At 35.8% G+C, this 17546-nt stretch carries 16 protein-coding genes; 7 read left to right on the top strand and 9 right to left on the bottom strand.

Translation table 11 applies throughout. The features are described from left to right. Positions 1–4 precede the first annotated feature (4 nt). The 3 genes from SLH48_RS17650 to SLH48_RS17660 all read right to left on the bottom strand — a co-directional run bounded on the left by SLH48_RS17650 (position 5) and on the right by SLH48_RS17660 (position 3052). On the bottom strand, positions 5–751 hold the full coding sequence (locus SLH48_RS17650) for a VOC family protein (protein ID WP_320259232.1): 747 nt from the start codon (positions 749–751) through the stop codon (positions 5–7). A 422-nt stretch (positions 752–1173) separates the two neighbouring features. Further along, positions 1174–1929, bottom strand: a complete 756-nt coding sequence (locus SLH48_RS17655) for a GNAT family N-acetyltransferase (protein ID WP_320259233.1) — start codon at positions 1927–1929, stop codon at positions 1174–1176. Between the two features lie 82 nt (positions 1930–2011). After that, entirely contained in the window at positions 2012–3052 is a 1041-nt protein-coding gene (locus SLH48_RS17660; RefSeq protein WP_320259234.1) for a DUF1835 domain-containing protein, read from the bottom strand. 302 nt (positions 3053–3354) lie between these two features. Between SLH48_RS17660 and SLH48_RS17665 the strand changes: the two genes are divergently transcribed. After that, positions 3355–4344, top strand: a complete 990-nt coding sequence (locus SLH48_RS17665) for a helix-turn-helix transcriptional regulator (protein ID WP_320259235.1) — start codon at positions 3355–3357, stop codon at positions 4342–4344. Then, entirely contained in the window at positions 4344–4769 is a 426-nt protein-coding gene (locus SLH48_RS17670; RefSeq protein WP_320259236.1) for a VOC family protein, read from the top strand. The genes SLH48_RS17665 and SLH48_RS17670 overlap by 1 nt, the downstream gene beginning before the upstream one ends. Positions 4770–5186: 417 nt before the next feature. Here the strand turns inward: SLH48_RS17670 and SLH48_RS17675 are convergent, their stop codons facing one another. Further along, positions 5187–6209: a serine hydrolase domain-containing protein gene (locus SLH48_RS17675; protein ID WP_320259237.1), complete on the bottom strand. Its 1023-nt coding sequence runs from the start codon at positions 6207–6209 to the stop codon at positions 5187–5189. A 348-nt stretch (positions 6210–6557) separates the two neighbouring features. Here SLH48_RS17675 and putP point away from each other — a divergent pair, with 348 nt between their 5' ends. Then, positions 6558–8006 carry a sodium/proline symporter PutP gene (gene putP, locus SLH48_RS17680; RefSeq protein WP_320259238.1) on the top strand — a complete coding sequence of 483 codons (1449 nt, stop codon included), beginning with the start codon at positions 6558–6560 and terminating at the stop codon, positions 8004–8006. 86 nt (positions 8007–8092) lie between these two features. Here the strand turns inward: putP and SLH48_RS17685 are convergent, their stop codons facing one another. The 4 genes from SLH48_RS17685 to SLH48_RS17700 all read right to left on the bottom strand — a co-directional run bounded on the left by SLH48_RS17685 (position 8093) and on the right by SLH48_RS17700 (position 11794). Then, entirely contained in the window at positions 8093–8446 is a 354-nt protein-coding gene (locus tag SLH48_RS17685) for a VOC family protein (protein WP_214483918.1), read from the bottom strand. Positions 8447–8985: 539 nt separating this feature from the next. Further along, positions 8986–9204, bottom strand: a complete 219-nt coding sequence (locus SLH48_RS17690; protein WP_320259239.1) for a hypothetical protein — start codon at positions 9202–9204, stop codon at positions 8986–8988. Positions 9205–9446: 242 nt separating this feature from the next. Beyond that, on the bottom strand, positions 9447–10553 hold the full coding sequence (locus SLH48_RS17695; protein ID WP_320259240.1) for a flavin monoamine oxidase family protein: 1107 nt from the start codon (positions 10551–10553) through the stop codon (positions 9447–9449). Between the two features lie 476 nt (positions 10554–11029). After that, a complete protein-coding gene (locus SLH48_RS17700; protein WP_320259241.1) occupies positions 11030–11794 on the bottom strand; it encodes a polysaccharide deacetylase family protein in 765 nt (254 codons plus the stop codon). Between the two features lie 446 nt (positions 11795–12240). Here SLH48_RS17700 and SLH48_RS17705 point away from each other — a divergent pair, with 446 nt between their 5' ends. After that, positions 12241–12501 (top strand): YesK family protein, encoded by a 261-nt coding sequence (locus SLH48_RS17705; RefSeq protein WP_320259242.1) that lies wholly within the window; start codon positions 12241–12243, stop codon positions 12499–12501. Between the two features lie 340 nt (positions 12502–12841). On the opposite strand, the gene SLH48_RS17710 is transcribed toward SLH48_RS17705, so the two are convergent. Continuing rightward, the gene (locus SLH48_RS17710) at positions 12842–13135 is read right to left on the bottom strand and encodes a hypothetical protein (RefSeq protein ID WP_320259243.1); all 294 of its coding nucleotides are present in this window, start codon (positions 13133–13135) and stop codon (positions 12842–12844) included. A 608-nt stretch (positions 13136–13743) separates the two neighbouring features. Here SLH48_RS17710 and SLH48_RS17715 point away from each other — a divergent pair. From SLH48_RS17715 to SLH48_RS17725, 3 genes are read left to right on the top strand one after another with little or no spacing between them, the layout of a single operon-like run. Next, a complete protein-coding gene (locus SLH48_RS17715; protein ID WP_320259244.1) occupies positions 13744–14826 on the top strand; it encodes a hypothetical protein in 1083 nt (360 codons plus the stop codon). After that, the gene (locus tag SLH48_RS17720) at positions 14813–16981 is read left to right on the top strand and encodes a molybdopterin oxidoreductase family protein (RefSeq protein WP_320259245.1); all 2169 of its coding nucleotides are present in this window, start codon (positions 14813–14815) and stop codon (positions 16979–16981) included. The genes SLH48_RS17715 and SLH48_RS17720 overlap by 14 nt, the downstream gene beginning before the upstream one ends. Continuing rightward, positions 16982–17542 (top strand): 4Fe-4S dicluster domain-containing protein, encoded by a 561-nt coding sequence (locus tag SLH48_RS17725; protein ID WP_320210679.1) that lies wholly within the window; start codon positions 16982–16984, stop codon positions 17540–17542. Positions 17543–17546: the final 4 nt, after the last annotated feature.

The raw sequence follows: 17546 nt of genomic DNA on the forward strand, positions 1-17546 counted from the left end.
AAAGTTAGCTCATCTGATACGTCCACAGATTTATGCGGTTACCATCTGGATCATACACATGAAAACCAGCCCACATATTTGGATCCCCAGCAATTTGGGACGTTATTACTCCTCTTTCTTTAAACAATTCATACGTGTTGAAGAACATGTTCTTTTGTTTTAAATCAAAATAAACTCTTACAGATGGGTTAGAATGTTCAAAATCACTGTCTATCATTTCTTCTAATAATATTGGTATTCGTTCTCTCTTCTCATTCCATGATGAAGTAAAAGCGTGCATAAGGACCCCTCGAGTATCTGGAAAGCTAGTTATTATTTCCATTCCAAAATTATCTATATACCAGTTTGCTGATAACTCAAGATTAGAAACTCCTATAATAGTAGATATTGCAGTTCCAAATTTAATTAACCTAGCATGAGGATACTCTCCTTCAAGCTCGGGGTTATGTATAGCTGTTAATCTCGCGCCATTAAAAGCGCTTATATCAAATGTTTTTATCCCATTAGCGAGTTTCATTACATCAGAAACAACAATGTTGTTTGTTTGAAAATAATCCAGCGTCTTATTAATATCTCCAACATCGAATGTTAGCCTAGCATGACCTTCATTTTGAGCATCCTTTTGAAAATGCTCTATATTTGATTCAAACGATTTCAATGTAATTTGTTCAAAATGATCACGAATAGGAAGACGAAAGAATGCTTTTTTTCCTACATGAGTTTGGAATTGGTCGATACATTCCCACCCCATATACTGCGTATACCATTCACCCCCCCTCTTCAAATTTATCAGAATCGACCATAATGAAACCACCGTCCCAACCAATAGATGAACATAACATATTGAGCACCTCTTTCAAAAAAGATATTTTCATAAGATAAAGAATGGGTAGATTATAAAAATATTGTAATTAATAGGTTTTTCGTACATAGCTATTAGCAGTACATCTAGTGCTCGTGGCATACTTTTAAAATTATTGAGTTCAAAAAATAACTATTCATATTGTCCATTTTTAGTAAAAGTAGCAACAAAGTTGACGAAATAAGCCTATTCCTTATACAATCTTAAAAATTTATCTCCTAATGAAATTTATCATAAAGGTTGTAGTTGATTTAAGGTCAATAGTTTTTTTACTTAATAACATCTTAGTGACCGTTTATTTATAAAAGAAACTATTTTTCTAACAACTTCCTAAGTAATTTTTCGAATTTTTGTGAACTCATTATTTCATGAGTAATAAATTTACCGTCATAAAACAAACCGAATGTTGTCCAAACAGTTGGAGCATTTTGTGCTTGTTCTTTAGTTGTCAATTGATGAGTTGTAAATGGCACTGCATAGCTTTCTGCTACCTTTCTTAAACCTTCTAAAGTAACTAATGCAAAAGGGCATTGTGCAGTATAATATATAGCTATTCCTTTGTTAACGATTGAAGATTTATCCTTCGAATTAAAAGCTGGTCTAGCAGTTTGATCACCCCAACATAATGAAACTAAATGAAAATAATCCACTTCATCCACTAATTCAAAGCCCATATGCTCAAAAAAGCGTTTTTCACTTAAGTACGGATATTTTTTCTTCCCAACAATATGAACAATGCCGTCCATTCCTCGAGCGATTGCATCTTCTTTACATTTGTCTATTAACTGTTTGCCATAATCATTGCTTTTGTATCTACCTGAAACCCATAAACAATTAATATACATATAATTGGGAGCATGAATAGGCACCCATGCCATATGAGCTGGCAAATATTCAATAAAAACTTTTGCTCGTTCATTTAACCGATAAAACACTAACCCCTCGTCCATTCTTTCAGTCAACCATCTCTTTTTCGTATGTACAGCATCCTCATATTGCTTTGCACCTAGAGCACAACATACGTGTTCACTATCAATATTTTCCTTTGTTATTTGGATAAAAGCCATTTTTCATCCCTCACTAATTAATCATGCCTAAACAAACAGTTTACTTTTTCCACTTATTTGGAATTGATTTTTTAATAGCCGCTTACGATATTTCACGTAATTTCACACTATAAAACCTCATTGCTTTAGGTACACCTTGAATCTCAAACACACCATTCATGATTAAATGTCTCACTCGATATTCAAAGAACAAATCACCGTGGTATTGCTCTAAATGACCCATTACATGACCTATCACTCGTGCACACTTCAAGAAATCAGTATGTTGTTGTTTTTGATGTAATTCTTTTGCGGTATTAATAATATATTCATCATAATAATCTTCATTAACACTAAGTATTTTGCCTTGTTCCCATATTCTCAGTACTTCTTGAGTCGTTGATAAACCTACCCATTCTTCTACGAGCTGTATTCGTTCTTCTTTAGAAATAGGCTGAAGCTCATTATTCTTCTCATAAATATCTAACAATTTATCAGCATCAAGTTCTCCTGTATGCAATGGCTTATAATTAATTTCATGATTTTTATATAAGTCTATATAAGATAAGGAAGAATTTATATAAAATATAGGGTTACGTTTATCTTTTAACAAGTGCAAAACAAATCTTAATCCAGTTTGTTCATGAGCATTTTCTCCAGCCCAAATAACGATAGGAATATGTAAAGGAATTGCATTCAACTCGCGTATTGTATCTTTAAAGCGTATAATATCTTTCTCTATTTCCCCATCTTCTAATATTAAATGATTTTCTAACCAGTGATATCTATTGCCTACACCGCTAGAATCCCCTAAATCTGTTAGTGGACCTACAGAGAAAGTGTCTCGGAAAGAGATAATTTTCTCAGTATGATGCTTGTCTAAATTTTTTAACCCATTTTTAAGACTACCTCCAGCTGAGTCACCAAAGACGATATGTACTTTTTCAAACTCTTTATAATCTATAGATTGTTCTCTTTTTATACGAATAAAGTCATCAATAGTCTGTTGAAGATATTTTATGAGATGCTGTGCCTCTTCATTGTTTGGTTCTTTTTCCAATTCAATTCTACGCAACATTAAATACAAAAATGATTTTGCTTCGTTTTCTGGTAGGTTTTCTATCATGTTTTTTAGCTCTAACATCGTTTCATCTCCCCTTAAGTTAAGCTATTCTATGTAAGAAGAATATTTCCTTTCAAAGTTACACAAACATTTTGGTAGAATTTTGTCGTTTGACCGATATCTATTAGATTTTGACCTAATAATATCCGAATTTGACCCGTATATATTCAAAACTGACCCAATTAATGCGAAAGTTGACCTATAAAACCTTATATTTGACCCATAAAAAATCTCTTTCAAGTTTTTTATAATTGGTGACAAACATAGTGTCACTAATTCATTGTTATAATGTCTTTAGATACTTGTTAAGGAGGTGACACCATGTGAAAAGGGCTGACAGGCTGATGGCAATACTCATTGCATTACAGCATAAATCAGAAACTGCACAATCTTTAGCAGATAAATTTGAAGTATCAAAAAGAACCATCTTACGAGACATGCAAGCATTATCCGAAATCGGCATCCCTCTATATTCTATGACTGGTCCTAGTGGAGGTTTTCATTTAATGGATGGCTATCAGCTACCACCACTACAATTTGATGTAAAAGAAGGGTTAGCTATACTATTCGCTCTTCGTGCAATGACCAAAATACAAGACACTCCTTTTAATCAAGAACGATGGACAGCACTAGATAAAATTAAAGCAATCATACCTGATGAAACATTGGAACAAATAGACCCGATTCTTAATCATGTCGAATTAGAAGTTCCTAATAGAAATTATAAAACCCCTTTGTTAATGTCATTGCTAGAATATACGGTAAACTCACAGTGGTTGAACATAAAATATAGATCCAAAAATCATCACCGCTGGGTCGAAATCCTCCCTAAAAGAGTATACACTGCTCACGGATTTTGGTATTGCGAAGCCTACTCTCATTTGCATAAAGAAGATCGCATTTTTAGAGTTGATCGCATGGACAACATTGAAGTCATTGAATCAACAGATAACATGACACCTAGTCAAAAACCTAGTGGAAAGGACACAACAAGACCTGCCCCTCCTATACGAGTTATTGCAAAGTTAACTTATCAAGGTGCATTACAATTGGAGCAAGACCCTCATATCGGACATCTAGTAAAAAACATCACAGACAACGAATGGGAAATTGATTACATGTGCCCAGCAACAGAGTGGAATTATACTGTGAACTACTTTTTCTCTCTCGGATTAAATGCTCATGTGATAGAACCTGAAGCTATGCGAAATGAAATTTTCCAGCTTGGACAGAACATGTGTTATCGTTATTCAGCTAAAAAGAATCCAATTGAGAAAGATACATCAGAAATTAATTTAAAGGAGCAAATCTAATGAAACTAAAAAAATTTACAACAAACTTTATTGTAAAAAATATTAACCAATCCATAATATTCTATCGAGATGTTTTAGGTTTTCAGATCGAGATGATCGTAGATCGTAATCAAAATACCGACAATCAAATAAATGAAAATAAAGACTATGTTTTTTCCATTATGAGCAAGGATCAAATACAGCTTATGTTTCAAACACCAGAAAGTATGGCAGAAGATGTGCCTGCATTTAAAGACATAACATTTGGGACATCTGCCTGCTTTTATTTAGAAATAGAGGGAGTGAAAGAATTCTACGAAGAAATCAAAACAAAAGTTGAAGTTGTAAAAGACTTATACACAACTTGGTACGGTATGGAAGAATTCCATATCAAAGACTGTAACGGGAATTTAATAGGGTTTGGAGAAAGAAGTGAGAACGCATAGTTAAAGGATTACCATGTGGAGAGCCTACCCACATGGTTTTTTATAAGACTCTTTTCGTAAACTATGTTGTTTTTTCACTTATATTTGTGACTGATAAAAAGATGCAGAACGTGTTTAGCACTTATGTCGAAAAGCTTATAAACCTTTAAAAAGCTTTTCGAGCTACATTTGTTGCACTTTCATTCAATAAGTTCTGTCAGAGAAAATTAGTACAAAAACAACACCTACTGCGTAAACAGTCTTACAAAATATAAGTTATTGATCGAATTTCCCTCTTAAGCTATCATGCTTTCAAACATTCAACTAAACCGTGTTTCTCTCTTTTAATCTTTCATTGTTTCCACCATATCCATACCTCACCCTCTTTCATCATGCCCAAGTACTCCTTGCCATTATTACTTCACAACAATAGTTTTACTAGCCTTCACCTAAGCACTTCATTACTGTATCACCGAAAGACCTAATATCCGCTAAGTAGTCGTTCCCAGGGGGTGAACCAAAACTATTAAACATACGGACTGCTACAGTATCATATTTAGGAATAACCAACACGGCAACATTTGTGTATCCTAAAATCTGATACGACCCTTGTGGAACAAGTGCTCCAATCTCTGTCTTTTTTGCGGGCAAATCTTTAACAAACCATAAAAAGCCGTTCTGTGGAAGGTCATCATGTATTAATTTTGGACTTTGAAGGGATGTAGCTAACCTCAAAAGCTCTTTATCAATTAGCTGTTTCCCATTAATTTCACCTTGCTTTAAATGAATATATCCCCAGTAAGCAAGATCTCTCGTAGATACATACATATTCATTTTGTCGCCGTCTTCACTTTTGTGAGATGTCCAATGTCTGTCACTATCTCTAATTACTTCTACTAACTTGTCATTATATTCTCCATGCCACCCTGTTTCATTTAGCTCTAAAGGATGAAACACTTGTTCATTAAGAATTTGAGCGACTGTTTTTCCTGTAGTATTTTTTACAATTTGTGTTAATAAATTTACCCCTATATTACGATAAGCCCAATTTTCACCTGGTAGAAATTCTCTAACGATCGTTCCGTTAGCAGTTTCCATTAAACCATGTGTATGTGTAAGCAAATGTCTTATCAAAGTGTGCTGTAATGACTTTGAAGTCTTCATTGGAAGGTACTTTGTCACTTCATCATCTATTGATTTTATGAACCCGTGATAGACTGCATACGCGACAGCAAAACCAATATAGCTTTTTCGCACAGATGCGACATGAAATTGAGAATCTTCTTGAATTAGTCTTGCAGACGGAGCTTTTGAATGCTTACCCCAATATTTTTCTAAAACCATTTTATTCTTGTGAATAACCATCACACTTGAACCTGTACAATTTACATTATTGGAGGAATTTCTCACATGAGTGAGCAAAGAGTTGAACTGGTTAGTGATTTTTTTATCAATGTTCATACTTGATTCCCTGCTTTCAATAAAATATCCCTTTATTACACCAGTATTATAAGTTGGTGTAAATATCCAAAAATTACGATAAACGCTATTATATGTCGATAAGACGCTATTTAGTTGATATATAATCATTATTCATACCAAATACTTACTATTTCGTTAATATACTCCTAATATTGTTCAAGCTTATTGAAAGCGCATTCAATACCGTGGTAGCATAATTTTACATAGCACATAAGGAGGGTAATCAATGGCAAGCTTATCAATTACATCCTATCTATTACTATTTAGTATGCCTTTGTTAATCGCATTATCTGTTTTGACTTATCTACTTGAAAGGAGAAATTCATAATGCATGAAGCAACTCTTATTACTTTCATTGTATATCTCATTTTAATGCTCGTTATCGGTTTTATCTCCTACCGTTTAACAAAAAACTTATCAGATTATGTATTAGGTGGGAGAAATTTAGGTCCAGGAGTAACGGCACTTAGCGCTGGGGCTTCTGATATGAGTAGCTGGTTGTTATTAGGTTTACCTGGATCAGCCTACCTTTCAGGTATGAATGCGCTATGGATTACAGTAGGATTAGCCATCGGTGCTTATTTAAATTGGCAATTCGTGGCACGGCGACTTAGAGCCTATACTGAAATATCCAACAACTCAATTACGATTCCAGATTTCTTAGAAAACCGCTTCAAAGATCGATCAAAAATTTTACGCATCACGTCTGCTGTTGTCATCCTCATATTTTTCACTTTATACATATCTTCAGGAATGGTTGGCGGAGCCATTTTGTTTGAAAACTCATTCGGTTTATCTTATAGCTCTGCTTTATGGATTGGTGCACTCGTCATTGTTTCATATACATTTTTAGGTGGTTTTCTTGCTGTTAGTTGGACAGATTTTGTGCAAGGTATTTTAATGTTTCTTGCTTTGGTTATTGTCCCTATAGTGGCCATCACCGAAATGGGGGGGATCGGTGAAACGATAGACCGAGTAGCATCGATTGATCCAACATATTTAGATGCTGCTGCCAATACAACCTTTATTGGAGTTGTTTCCTTATTAGCTTGGGGACTTGGGTATTTCGGACAGCCACATATTTTAGCAAGATTTATGGCTATAAAGTCAGTAAAAGATATTCCCACAGCTAGGTTAATAGGGATGACTTGGATGATACTAGCTGCGTTAGGTGCAGTTTTTACCGGCTTTGTCGGAATTGCCTATTTTGCAGATGTGTCTTTAGCAAATCCCGAAATTGTATTTATCGAATTTACGCAAGTATTATTTGATCCTTGGGTTTCTGGGTTTTTATTAGCTGCAATATTAGCTGCAATTATGAGTACAATTGATTCTCAGTTACTCGTATCATCAAGCGCAGTCGTTGAAGACTTTTATAAATCGTTGTACAAAAAGCAAGCTGGCGATCGTGAGTTAGTGTGGATTAGTCGATTATCTGTTGTAATCATCGCTATTATTGCCATCCTTCTAGCCTCAAATCCTGAGAGCTCCGTACTAGAGCTAGTAAGCTACGCCTGGGCAGGCTTTGGTGCTGCATTCGGTCCAGTAATCCTCTTTTCGCTATTTTGGAAGCGGATGAATGGAAGTGGAGCAGTTGCTGGGTTGTTTGTAGGGGCACTGACTGTTATGCTTTGGAAAAATGCTGAAGGTGGCCTGTTTGATCTTTACGAAATTGTACCAGGATTTATTTTTGCGTCATTAGCCATTGTGATCGTAAGTTTAGTAGGAGAAAAGCCCTCTAAAGAAATTGAAAACGAATTTGAACAAGTAAAATGAACTATGGTATAAAATATTAAAAAACTACTCTCATATCCTTTGGGAGTAGTTTTTCATTTAAACTCTAGAAAAATATTTTCATAAAATTAACACTTACAAATCATTAAGTGATTTCCGTCAGGATCTTTGAAATTAAAATAATGATTATGTTCAATTTCAGAAGTTAACTGAACCCCTTTTTGTTTCATATATGTATAAGCTGCCTCAATATCTTCAGTATTAAAGTGGAATAAAGGCGTTGTAAAAATATTATCCTCTGAAAATATTTTACTGTCTAATACAATACCTGAACCTTTCATAGGTATTACATATATATGGCCAAATTGTACTTCTCCGTCTACAGTTAAACCTAAAATGTCACAATACCAATCACGTGCATTTTCTATATTACTTACTGGTATAAAAACGGTCCCAATTTCATTCAAAACAGGAATACTCATAACCATACCTCCTACTTTTTTAAAAGACTCATTTTTTAAACTAGTTGCTATTGTTCCTAAATCAAAAGAAATAGCTTTAATTTTACAGTAACACGAAAAATGTCAATTAATGCGAAAATAACGCTTGATCACCCTCTAGGTCAAGATACCATAAATACAATTATTTCAAATAATAAGAATTTTTACAATATATTTTTTAGTATTAGACAAATACTATCAACAATGACTACGAATAATATTATATTAATTTATACTTACTTTAACTACATGTTCCTTCTACGTAATTTTTATTGTTGCGAAGCCCTCTACCAGGAGAATAAGAACAACGATCATGCGAGAACAGCCTGTTTTAAAAGAGAAAATGGCTCTTATAATCAAATTACAGTAATAAAGAAAAGTGGGTGATGAAAGGCTAGATTTTTAGAAGAGAAGCCGTCAAACGTTTTGGTAAGCTTGGAATGAAAGAGAGATTGTTGTTTCTTATGTCAATATTTTTATTAAAATTATAAGAATGATACGTGAAAAATTGTAACATGAGATTAAGTTCTTAAAACCAGCGTATGAAAACGAAACCTGATCATTTTAAAGAAATGAACAAGTCGGAATACTTTTTTCGATTCTTCAAGATCAGCTAATGTCTCAACAATCAAGTCTTCAATCTCATCTACCGTTTTGTTTGTATAATCAATCCCTAAATCCTGTGCATATCTACGAAATGGCTCTGATGGCGATACCATATATTGTTTGGCAGTTTTCATGACTTATTCCTCCTTGTAAATTTGGGATTAGCTTGATTTGCTACATATTATTATTGCTCTATGATTCTAATCATTTGCTTTACTTACTACGTATTGTACAAGCTAAATCTTAAATCTAAAGTATAATAAAAATGAAGAATTTCTTAAGAACCATCATCATTATTTTAAAATCTTAAATACAAAAAGCACAGATCATGGCTAACTGTGCTATGTTGAAATGAGACAGTATAGAATATAGAAGGTTATAAGGGAGCTTTGTATATTTCATTAATTTCAGACACCACACGCTCAGCTGATCGTAGGGCGCCTTCAAGATGTCCACCAAACTCTGAATCAGTTTCTGTACCAGCAAAAAATAACTTCTTTTCCCACGCACGAATTCCTGTCGGAGGACCATACCTTGGAAAATCGCTAAGTGAAGTGATGTCCTCTGCTACTACCGTCTCATTATCAGTTGACCAATCCTTATATAGCAAATCTACTGGCTTATTCGCTGATGCTCCAAATAGCCGAGTCAACTGCTCCACGACTAGTTTGAATATCTTTTCCTCGCCTAGTCCTTGGCGCATTTTCGCAGGTATCCTAAAAAAACCAAAGAGTGCGCCTGAACCCGATTGAGGTGACGCATCATGTATTTCCTGCAAGGGACCAATCCAGCTCGTAACTTGACCAGAAAGTCCATGTTCTCTCCAAAAAGGTCGGTCATAAACCGCAATCACCTTTGCCTGTCCTCCCATCCACGTAGGCTTATTAAGGAGGTTTCCCATAAGTTCAGGTGAAAGAGAAGGTGAAAAATCAATATGATTTGCTACAAGTCTTGGGGGCAATGCAAGAATGACAGCTCTTGGGCGAAAATATATTTTTTTGTTTCCAACGAGCGCTTCAACAGTAATTTTTTCTTCATCTTCCCGTCGAATTGTCGTTACACGTGTGTTCATCTCGATTGTCCCTGGAGGTAGTGTAGCTACCACGGCATCAATGAGAGATTGTACTCCACCTTTGAAGCGGGTCGACCTCTCAACAGCCCCTTCAGGTAACAAATATCTCTGTGCTGGTTCATTCTTAAACCTTTCCAAAAGATTATCTCCTTTGATGTGCTGATCAAATGTATGTAATCCAAGCTCTTTAACAAGCCTAGTTATAACCTGCTCATAGTGCGGCCAGAACCATGTCGGCCCCAAATCAAACTTATCAAGACCCCGACTACCTAAACCCAAACTACTTAAAACTCTACCTCCAATTCTCCCTCTACTTTCCAAAACCCTACAATTGATACCTTGCTCAATTAATAAAGACGCAGCACGTAGACCGCTTAAACCAGCACCCACAATTATGATAGGGTCGTTCATCTTCTTTTACCTCCATTCCTAAATTTTTCACTGGAAATAATATTAAAAGCCCTAGATTTATATGTTGAACCATCGTGCCCAAAAAATCTTAATTACCAACAAGATCAGGCTAACCGTCTCATACGTTTCTTGGTTTTCGTACTATGAAATAAATATACCTCAGTACTCGTTGTACCTTTCTTCTGTAACACTATGAAAACCGTAAAAGCTCTTTTTAAGCTAATTTTAGTAAACACAGCAACTATGTGTACTAGAAAAGAGTTATTTGTATAATTTCATTCACAAACATATAATCTATAGCTTTCATTCAAATGAAGCTGTATTTACTAATAATATATTTTATCTACTAATAGGTAAATTTTCAACAGAAATGATTATAGCCATCAACCAACCCTAAGCTAAACGTTTAGAATTCATTTGAATAAATAGTTTAGCGTACGCTCAGCAAAAAGCATAACAACATGGCTGATTCCATATCACCAAGTGAATGGCGGTATGGAATCATCAATGGAGCGTATATCAAATCCTTGATCAAGCAGATAAACTATTACTGCTTCTATATGTTCACTTGTAGCTTTTGTATCATGAAATAAAATAACGGGTTGTTCATTCTTTAGCTCAAGTTTCTTGACATCATTAATGACGTTTTCAACCATTCTTTCATCTTGGGTAACCCAATCTTCGCTATCTATATTCCAATCCCATATTTGATAGCCGATATCTTGAATCGCTTCCTTCCACCCTTCCTCAAAAAAAGGTTTACTTCCATATGGCGTACGAATTAATGTAGTATCAATACCGGTTATTGTTTGGAGGGTTATTCGTTCTTTTTCCATTTCATTAATAACATTTTCCAATGATGCATATACATGACGAGCATCATGGGTCACACCATGAAGGCCGATACTGTGACCTTTCTTTATTACTTCTTTAACAATGTTTGGATATTGTCTCATATAGCCATCGAGCATAAAGAAGGTTACTTTTACATTATATTTATCAAAAAGATCTAAAAACTGCTCAGTATATTCCGAAGGGCCATCATCTATAGTTATATACGCCACCTTACTTTTCGATGTAGTTTCCTCTGTATCATCATGCTCAGCTTTTACAGGATTAACCGCATAGAATAAACAAGAAAGTAGAATGAAAAGAATCATGAAAACCCTGAAAAATATAACGACGGTGTTTAGCGTGAAAAATGGCTTAATACAAAGCTTCTTTGTATAATGTTGATTCACTATCCTTCTCCTCCCTTGTTATTATCTATATTCTTCCACAATTAACAGACCAATTATCCTCGTACAAAAAAATATATTTTCAACTATATAAACAATCTTTTTGTAACTATTTTTACTAAGACCACTTTGTTGCTTAATAATGGACAGTACGAAGAGTTTTTATGAAACTTCAATTATTGTATATTAGTAGAAAAGATGACATGAACGCTAGGGTGATATGTTCTTAAATCTTAGAATGTAAAGTAACAATTAATTCGAAGACAGCTACAATAATTTAAAGACACTTATCGGTATTCTTTCTGTTAATAAAATTAGCAACGATCTGCATAAGAATAGTAATAGATGCTCACTTCATCATTCATTTTCTGGTGATGTAGCGAAATTGCAAGACTGATGGCTAAGGAAGCTTAACACGTTCCTATATAAAAAGGAAAGCAGGTGAATTTGTGCAAATCTTTGTTTATTCTTTTGTTGCAGTTATGATTATCGTTGGGTTTTCTTCAACCATGCTTAGCAAGCGGAAGCCAACATTGTACTGGTTACCAGGAACAGTTTTATCCGTTATTACTTTGGCATTCGCGATAATTAGTTTTTTTACTCTAAATGGCTGGGATGCTATGGGCTTGTTCTTTATGTTTATTAGTGTATTTTTTGGCTCCGTAATAGGAACATTCATTGCAAAGTATAAGAAAGCGACGATACATTAACAAATAGTAGCTAACTATACTCATTTTAATTTCTCCTCATAGCTGTTTTTGTAAGGTTGCTGTCTATCATACAAGAAATATTCCTTCTATATATACAAACAATCTAGCACTGAAATCTAGTCTAGCTGTTCTAATGAAGCATAAGTTGCAACTAAAGATATTAAAGAAGAACCTTCAATAGAAGGTTCTCAATTTTAGCGGGGTTAAACCGTCCCTCATCACTAGCAAAATTAACCGGCCCATACTTACATTTAAGATATTTTTCACACTATAAATTCATAAACATCAAAAAAACAGCAGCTTCCTAAGCTACTGCATCTAATCGTTTATACATCTCATTTCATTTAAATATTTTTAATATCCCGAACATGAAAGTAATAGCTAATCCAATAATGGAGATGAATCTGAGGAAATAGAGCTCAAACATAAAACTAATTATTACAATAGGTAGTCCAATCATAATCATAAGAGATATAAATTTCCTATAGCGAATCACTTCTTCTGAAAGCTCTGGTTCTTCCTTGTACATCCATCTATTTCCAAATAACATACTTTCCTCGGGAGAAATATAAGTCCAAATTAGCAAAGCATATATAGGAATCATAAAAATTACTGCTAAAATCGCTGTAATCATACAGTCTCCTCCATGAGTATTACATTTTAGTTTGTATTAAATACTGTAGACCCCCCACCTGAAGGACCTCATATAATTGCACCATACTTAAGTAAATAAGCTGTTTTTGCATTGATTGTTCCTTGTCGTTCTAAGATATAAGTACTTATACTTCTAGCGTGCTTTTTTACTTTTATAATCATTGAGCTCTCTTAAAACTCATCACACTGTCCATTTTTATTAAAAAGCCCTTTAAAATGTTATACGTTTTCTTGCTACAAAGGTTTCACCGATTTTGCTATTTTACTGAGAGATCTCATTTATATGAAGAAATATAATAAAACAATTAGAACAATGGCATGATTAATAGCCGAAAAATAACAATCCAAATGCAAACCGCAAAAAGTAAATCACCATAGGGTGATGGCATTTTTACAATGTCATTACACTCCCCTAACCTCCTTCTCTTTACTATCCTTTTGGCAATCGATTCATTTTGCTTAACAATTACTTATAAAAAAAATAGGGGAATTTCCCCCTTCGAATAGAGAAGTTCCCCGATATGTAATCTCCTTTCCCTCATTTACAATTGAATTATGGTAATTGTTCGTGAATAAGGAGGAGTTTACATGCAAGCAAAAGCTGCAGTCAATGAAAAAACAGGAAGCCATCTAAACAATGCGTTTGCATCGAACTTTGCTAAGTCAATGTTCTTATCAGTAACAGCACTTGCAATTTTATCTTTCATAGGGACTAGGATGTTTACACATATAGACTTGAACCTCTATGGATATATGGTTGGAACAATCGTCTTTCTAGGAGGCTTCTTCTATCGATTTATTGCTTGGGGAGAACGTCCACCAACAAAGATCATTTTGAAAAAAGGGCTGAAATTGTTATTTAGAAAGTCTACACCAAAAACTTCCGTTGATCATCTTGCAACATACAATTTCATTTGGAATAGGGGAATTTACCGATGGACTCAACATGTGTTAATTGGATGGGGATGTATTCTATCTTGCCTCGTCACCTTTCCTCTCGTTTTTGGATGGATGTATTTTACGATGGATGACAATGGCTTCTATAACATTATTGCGTTCGGCATAAAAGTAATGACTGTCCCTGCGGAGGGCATCATCGCAAACCTTTCTTACAATGCACTAAACATCACTGCGGTTATGGTCATTACGGGCGTATGTATGGCATTGTACCGTCGCCTAAAAAATATGCAAGCAAGAGCAGAGCAGAAATTCCTTTATGACTTCATGCCTCTATACATGCTACTTCTTGTGAGCATAACAGGCTTATCTCTAACGTTTATGAACATCTTTTTAGACGGTACTGGACAGCCAGCAATGTCATTAATTCATCAGTGGTCAGTCATTATTACATTAATCTATCTACCATTCGGTAAGCTAGCACACATTCCTTTCCGTCCAATGAGTGTTCTAGCAAGAAACTATAGAGAGCATTATGCTGAGCAATCGATGAAAGAATGTAAAGTTTGTGGAGATCAATTTGTGTCATCAGAACAATCGCAAGATGTCGTCGATGTGCTTAACGTGAATGATATTCAATTCACAACGAAGGAAGGTCATCATCTAGCGGAATTGTGTCTTCCATGCAGAAGAAAGTATCGGATTTCACAATTTTCAGGGTTCCCTACCCATGAAGTGAAGGTCAAGGAGGCAAACCAGAATGCAAAGGGATAAGTTTTATAAGGAAGTTGAGAATGTATACCATCCAAATGAAACATTAGTCAAAACACATTGCAGTTATTGTGGTATGCAATGCGGGATGAATCTACGTGTTAATACCCAAACAAATAAAATAATTGGGGTTGAACCTCGTTATGATTGGCCAGTTACGGTCGGAAAAATGTGCCCAAAAGGTGTAACAGCCTATCAGCAAACAAATCATAAAGACCGCTTGTTAAAGCCGTTGATCCGTGATAATGCTGCACTCAAAGGTACTACGGAAGGCTTTCGCGAAGCAAGCTGGGATGAAGCGTATGAGCTGATTTCAAAGAAATTCATAGAGCTTCAAAAAGAGTATGGTAAAGATACTTTATCGGTATTCAGTGGCGTGTCCATGACAAATGAAAAGTGTTATTTAACTGGGAAATTCGCTCGGGTTGGTCTCGGAACGCGCTATATCGATTATAACGGTCGCTTTTGTATGTCAAGTGCAGCTGGAGGGTTCCTCCGTACATTTGGTGTTGATAGAGGCTCTACGCTTCCATGGACAGATATCCATGAGACAGACTGCTTATTTATCGCTGGAAGCAATACTGCTGAATGTCACCCAACATCCATGTTTAGGGTTTGGAACGTGCAAGAAAGAGGCGGCTATATCATTGTAGTTGACCCGCGTGAAACACCAATTGCAAGAAGAGCTGACCTTCACCTAGATCTACAGCCTGGTACTGACCTGGCACTTGCTAATGGCATTGTAAATCAGCTAATCCAATTGGGCTATATAGATGAAGATTTTATCAATAACCATACAAACGGCTTTGAAGAAACGAAGGAACTTGTGAAAGATTACACGCCAGAATACACGAGCATGCTGACAGGTGTAGCACCTGAAAAAATCATTCGTGCAGCAGAGCTGTACGGTAAGGCACCAAATGCAGTTGTTATGTTTGCCCGTGGAGTGGAGCAGCAACACAAAGGGGTAGATAATGTTTCTGGTTATACGAATATGGCGCTTGTTACAGGGAAAATTGGCCGTCCGAAGTCAGGTGTCGCAACTTTTACAGGGCAAGGGAACGGTCAAGGTGGCAGGGAGCATGGACAGAAATCAGACTTGCTTCCAGGATACCGTAAGATTACTAACCCTGAACATGTGAAAGAAATATGCAAGGTTTGGAATATTACACCTGATGAAATGCCACAAGCTGGTGTATCAGCCTATGAAATGTTCGAGCTGATGGAGGAGAAAACGATTCGAGGTTTATACCTCCTCTGCTCTAATCCGGCAGTTTCTGCACCAAATCTAAATTATGTTCGCAAAACATTAAAGAATTTAGACTTTATGGTTTGTGCGGATTTCTATCTATCAGAATCAGCACAATTTGCCGATGTCGTTCTTCCTGCAGTCACTTGGTCAGAGGATGAAGGAACAGTTACTAATATTGAAGGGCGTATTATCAAGATTAATAAAGCTCAGGAGCCTGTAGGAGAATCGAAGCCTGATTGGCAAATACAAGTTGAACTTGCTGAACGCCTAGGACGTGGTAAATATTTCTCTCATTTGACAACAGCTAAAGCTATTGCAGATGAGTTCAGATTGGCAACAAAAGGTGGTAATGCAGACTACTATGGTGCAACATGGGACAAAATCGATAAGCAGGATGGAGTGTTTTGGCCTTGTAAGGATGAGCATGATGAGGGTACTCCACATATGTTTTTAGATAAGAAATTCTATCATCCAGATGGAAAAGCAAAGATATGTGCACTTCCTTATCGTCCTCCTGCAGAGGAGCCATGTGATAAATATCCTCTTCGTTTAACAACTGGACGAGTTGTCTATCACTATCTATCAGGAAACCAAACAAGGAGAATATCGTTCCTGCATGACATGTGCCCAGAGCCATTTGTGGAGATTCATCCGGAAACAGCAGCTAAATACAATATGGACCATGAGGAACAAGTCCGCTTGTTTACTAGAAGAGGCGAAGCAATTTATAAAGTTAAAATAACAGAAGCGATTCGAAAGGATACCGTTTTTGTTCCGTATCACTTTGGTAACGAGGATTCTATTAACCTATTAACAATTGCAGCACTAGATCCTATGTCCCGTATGCCAGAATTTAAGGCGTGTGCTGCACAATTGGAAAAAGTCGAAATAAAGAAGGTGCAATAAATGAAAAAGAGGCTGTACTTAGAACTTGAAAACTGTATAGGGTGCCGTTCATGCCTCGCTGCATGTACGCAATGTGGTGGGCATGAAGAACGTAACAGGAACTACGTTTATGATGTTAACCCTCTTGTTAACCGGCAGACGATGCCTCTTATGTGTCTACACTGCGAAAATCCAGCATGTGCAAGAAGCTGTCCAGCCCAGGCTATCCAAATACATGAAACAGGGGCAGTATTATCAGCACTTGTTGAGAAATGCATCGGCTGTCAAAACTGTACAATCGCATGTCCTTATGGCATACCGAAATTTGATACAGAACAGAATTTAATGTATAAATGCGATTTATGTATAGATCGGACAAAAGACGGCATTCCACCTATGTGTGCTAGCGTATGCCCTTCCAACACACTTCAATGGTTGACAGAAGAAGAAATTGCAAACAAAAAGAAGCAGTTTAACCTAGATAACGACAAATGGGTTACGAGCATGCCATACCTAGAAGGTGAAACAAACGTGAAAGTAAATCTTCCTGGGATCTTGCAAGGCATTACAAAGTTATATTAGGAGG

The organism is Cytobacillus sp. IB215316 (assembly GCF_033963865.1).
In the GTDB taxonomy this organism is placed as follows: domain Bacteria; phylum Bacillota; class Bacilli; order Bacillales; family SM2101; genus Nanhaiella; species Nanhaiella sioensis.